This is a genomic window from Microbacterium sp. HMWF026 (assembly GCF_003061325.1).
In the GTDB taxonomy this organism is placed as follows: Bacteria; Actinomycetota; Actinomycetes; order Actinomycetales; family Microbacteriaceae; genus Microbacterium; species Microbacterium testaceum_E.
In genome coordinates, this window is record NZ_QAJB01000177.1 from 1,389 (window position 1) to 5,962 (window position 4,574).

The 4,574-nt window shown below is 74.0% G+C and carries 2 protein-coding genes; one reads left to right on the forward strand and one right to left on the reverse strand.

All coding sequences use genetic code 11. The features are described from left to right. Positions 1-168: 168 nt before the first annotated feature. Positions 169-1,056 carry a LysR family transcriptional regulator gene (locus DBR36_RS07475; RefSeq protein WP_108318254.1) on the reverse strand — a complete coding sequence of 296 codons (888 nt, stop codon included), beginning with the start codon at positions 1,054-1,056 and terminating at the stop codon, positions 169-171. Positions 1,057-1,155: 99 nt separating this feature from the next. Here DBR36_RS07475 and DBR36_RS07480 point away from each other — a divergent pair. Beyond that, positions 1,156-4,574: bifunctional proline dehydrogenase/L-glutamate gamma-semialdehyde dehydrogenase (locus DBR36_RS07480; RefSeq protein WP_108318255.1), on the forward strand; the 3,419-nt coding region annotated here is incomplete at its 3' end.

The following is a 4,574-nucleotide window of genomic DNA, read 5'->3' on the forward strand; positions in this document are numbered from 1 at the left end:
GTGTCCGAGTTTCGCGACGGCGCCGGGCGGCGCCGGGCGCCGACCACCAGGAGGCGACCACCGGGCGCCGACCACCGGGCGCCGACCACGGGCGCCGACCACCGGGAGCCGACCACCGGGCGTCGACCACGGGCGCCGACCGCCCGGCGCCGGCCGGCGCGCGACCCCCTACCGACCGCCCCGGTCGTACGCCACCTGCAGTGCCCCGCGCACCGCGCGGACGCCGGGGCGGTCGGCCGTTCCGCGGCGCACGGCCGTGAACACCTCGCGGCGCGGTTCGCCCGGCAGATCGACCAGCCGCACGGGCGGCGTCTCGCCCGCGAACACCAGGTCGGGGATCATGCCCACGGCATGACCGGATGCCACGAGCCGGACGTGCGCGGTCAGATCGGCCATCTCGAACCGCACGTCGGGTTCGAACCCGGCGGCACGGCACTGCTGCGTCGCCCACTGGCGGGCGGCGGTGCCGACGGGCTCCATCACCCACGCGCGGTCACGGAGGTCGTCGAGCCGCCGCGCCCGGTCGCCGCGCGCGACCGCGAGGCGGATGGCATCCCGCCCCAGCAGCCCGCGCTCGAGTCCCTCGCGGTGCTCGCGCGTGTGACCGGGGTACTGCTCGGCGACCGCGAGGTCGAAGCCACGCGCCGCCACCTCGAACAGGCCCTCCTCGGGGGCGAGCTCGGCGATCTCGACCCGCAGCTGCGGTTCGCCGGCGGCGAGGGCGTCGAGTGCGCGCGGCAGCAGTCCGTGCGCCGCGGACTGCATGACGGCCAGCCGCACGGGGGCGAGCGAGGGACGCATGCGTTCGAGTTCGGCGCGGGCGGCCTCGTCGGCGGCGAGCATGCGCGCGGCGTGCGCGGCCAGGGCGGCACCCTGCGCGGTGAGGCGTACCCGACGCCCGTCCGGCTCGAGCAACGGCACCCCGGCCTCTTTCTCGAGCAGGTTCAGCTGCTGCGAGATGGTCGACGGGCTGTACGACAGGGCGTCCGCGACGGCGGCGAGCGTGCCCCGCACGCTCAGCTCGTGCAGCAGGCGCAGGCGGCGTAGATCGAACACGGCATCCCTTCGGCTTTACCGAACAGTATGCATCGGTAATCATCGCTTTTCTCGAACGAACGGGAGCCCCATGCTGAGAGCATCCGAGGAAGGATCGCCATGTCGCTCACCGATGTCCCCGACACCACGTCCGGCACCACCCCCGCCGCACTCGTCACCCCCCACGAGCTCGCCGACGAGGCGATCGCGCTCGTCCGCCGCTGGCTCACCGAGAGCCGCGACGAGCCTGTCGACGCTGCCGCCCAGCGCCTCGCGGGCGTGCTGCGCGATGCGAACGGCTTGGACTTCACGGTCGGCTTCGTCGACGGCGTCGTCCGCCCCGAGGACGTGCGCGTCGCCGCCCGCAACCTCTCCGCCCTCGCCCCCCTGATCCCCGGATTCCTCCCGCTGCACCTCAAGGCCGCGATCCGACTCGGTGCGCTCACGGCGCCGATCCTGCCGCAGGTGGTCGTCCCCGCCGCCCGCACGGCGCTGCGCGCGATGGTGCGGCACCTGATCGTCGACGCGAGCGACCGCAAGCTCGGCGACGCCATCGCCGCCATCCGCGGGCGAGGCGACGGCATCCGCCTCAACGTCAACCTGCTCGGCGAGGCGATCCTCGGCAAGAAGGAGGCGGCGCGGCGCTTGGCCGGCACGCGCACGCTGCTCTCGCGCGACGACGTCGACTACGTCTCGATCAAGGTGTCGTCGACCGTCGCGCCGCACACCCCCTGGGCCTTCGACGCGGCGGTCGACGACGCCGTCGCGGCCCTGCGCCCCCTGTACCGGGTCGCGAAAGAGACGGGCACGTTCCTCAACCTCGACATGGAGGAGTTCAAGGATCTCGACCTCACCCTCGCCGTGTTCGAGACGCTGCTGTCCGAGCCCGAGTTCCACGGCGTCGAGGCCGGGATCGTCCTGCAGGCGTACCTGCCCGACGCCCTCGCCGCGATGATCCGCCTGCAGGAGTGGACGGCCGCGCGCGTGGCATCCGGAGGTGCCCCCATCAAGGTGCGCGTCGTCAAGGGCGCCAACCTGCCGATGGAACGCGTGGATGCCGACGTGCACGACTGGCCGCTGGCGACCTGGCCGTCGAAGCAGGCGACCGACGCGTCGTACAAGGCGGTGCTCGACTACGCGCTGCGCCCCGAGCACACCCGCAACGTCCGCATCGGCGTCGCCGGACACAACCTGTTCGACGTGGCCCTGGCCTGGCTGCTCGCCGAGCGCCGCGGGGTGACCGGCGGCATCGACGTCGAGATGCTCCTGGGGATGGCCACCGCGCAGCAGGCGGTCGTTCGCCGCACGGTCGGATCGATCCTGCTGTACACCCCCGTCGTGCACCCGCAGGAGTTCGACGTCGCGATCGCGTACCTCATCCGCCGCCTCGAAGAGGGCGCATCGAGCGAGAACTTCATGTCGGCGGTGTTCGACCTCGACACCCACGCGGCGCTGTTCGCTCGCGAGCGCGACCGCTTCCTGGCATCCCTCGCCGACATGCCCGAGGGGGTCCCGGCGTCGCACCGCGTGCAGGACCGCACCGCGCCCGCCGTGCCGGCCCCCGCGCACGGGTTCCGCAACACCCCCGACTCCGACCCGGCGATCGCGGCGAACCGCGACTGGTCGCGCGCGATCGTGGCCCGCATGAAGGACTCGACGCTCGGCGCGCAGACCATCGCCGCCCACACCGTCACCGACGAAGCGGCGCTGAACACGCTGATCCAGGATGCCGTGGACGCCGCCGCCGCGTGGCGCGCGCTCGGGGCCGCCGGTCGCGCCGAGATCCTGCACCGCGCGGGCGATGCGCTCGAGGCCCGCCGCGCCGACCTGCTCGAGGTCATGGGCGCCGAGTGCGGAAAGGTGATCGAGCAGAGCGACCCCGAGGTGTCCGAGGCGATCGATTTCGCGCACTACTACGCCGAGCAGGCGCGCGGCCTCGAGGCCGTCGACGGCGCGACGTTCACCCCGGTCGGTGTGACCGTGGTCACCCCGCCGTGGAACTTCCCCGTCGCGATCCCCGCCGGCTCGACGCTCGCCGCCCTCGCGGCCGGCTCCGCCGTGGTGATCAAGCCCGCGGCGCTCGCCGAGCGCTCCGGCGCGGTCATGGTCGAGGCCCTCTGGCAGGCGGGGGTCCCGCGCGAGGTGCTGAAGCTCGTGCAGGTGTCCGAGAACGACCTCGGCCGTCAGCTGCTCACGCACCCCGCCGTCGAGCGGGTCGTGCTCACCGGTGCGTACGAGACGGCCGAGCTGTTCCGCTCCTTCCGCGCCGACCTGCCGCTGCTGGCCGAGACGAGCGGAAAGAACGCCGTGATCGTCACCCCCAGCGCCGACCTCGACCTCGCGGCGAAGGACGTCGCGATGTCGGCCTTCGGACACGCCGGACAGAAGTGCTCCGCGGCATCCCTCGTCGTCCTCGTGGGGTCGGTCGCCCGCTCGCGCCGCTTCCGCGACCAGCTCGTCGACGCGGTCACCTCCCTCGAGGTCGGGATGCCGTGGGACGAGGCCTCGCGCGTCGGCCCGCTCATCGAGCCGGCCCAGGGCAAGCTGCTGACCGCGCTCACGACCCTCGAGCCCGGCCAGCGGTGGGTCGTCGAGCCCCAGCGCCTCGACGAGGACGGCGCGCTGTGGCGCCCCGGCATCCGCGAGGGGGTGCAGCCCGGCAGCGCGTTCCACCGCACCGAGTACTTCGGTCCCGTGCTCGGGATCATGACCGCCGAGACGCTCGACGAGGCGATCGAGATCGTCAACGCGATCGAGTACGGCCTCACCTCGGGCCTGCACGCGCTGGACACCGCCGAGATCGACACCTGGCTCGCGCGCATCGAGGCCGGCAACGTCTACGTCAACCGCGGCACCACCGGCGCGATCGTGCAGCGTCAGCCGTTCGGCGGCTGGAAGAAGTCCGCCGTCGGCGCGGGCACCAAGGCCGGCGGACCCCACTACCTGTACGGGTTCGGAGAGTGGACGGATGCCGCCTCCGCCGCCCCGCGCACCCCCGACGCCCTCGCCGCGCCGGCGCTGGCCGCCGTGCCCGCCGCCGACCGCGACTGGCTCGCCGACGCGCTCGCGAGCGACGCCGCCGCATGGGCCGAGGAGTTCTCGCTGGCCCGCGACGTGACCGGCCTGGAGTCGGAGCAGAACGTCCTGCGCTACGCCGCGATGCCGGTGACCGTGCGCCTCGAGGACGCGTCGTCGTCCGCTCTCGTGCGGGTGGTCGCCGCGGGCGTCCGCGCCGGCTCGACAATCACCGTGAGCTGCGCCGCGGAGCTCCCGCCCGCCGTCCGCGCCTGGCTCGAGGGCGTGGGCGTGCGCGCGGCGGTCGAGGACGCCGCGGACTGGGCGCGCCGCGCCGCGCGCCTGGCCCGCACCGGTGGACGGGTGCGCCTCCTCGGCGGGTCGACCGCCGCGGTCGCCGACGCCACGGGCGGCTCGCCCTCGGTCGCGGTGTACGCGGGCGAGGTCACCCGTGCCGGGCACGTCGAGCTGCTGCCCTTCCTGCGCGAGCAGGCCGTGTCCATCACCGCCCACCGCTTCGGTAC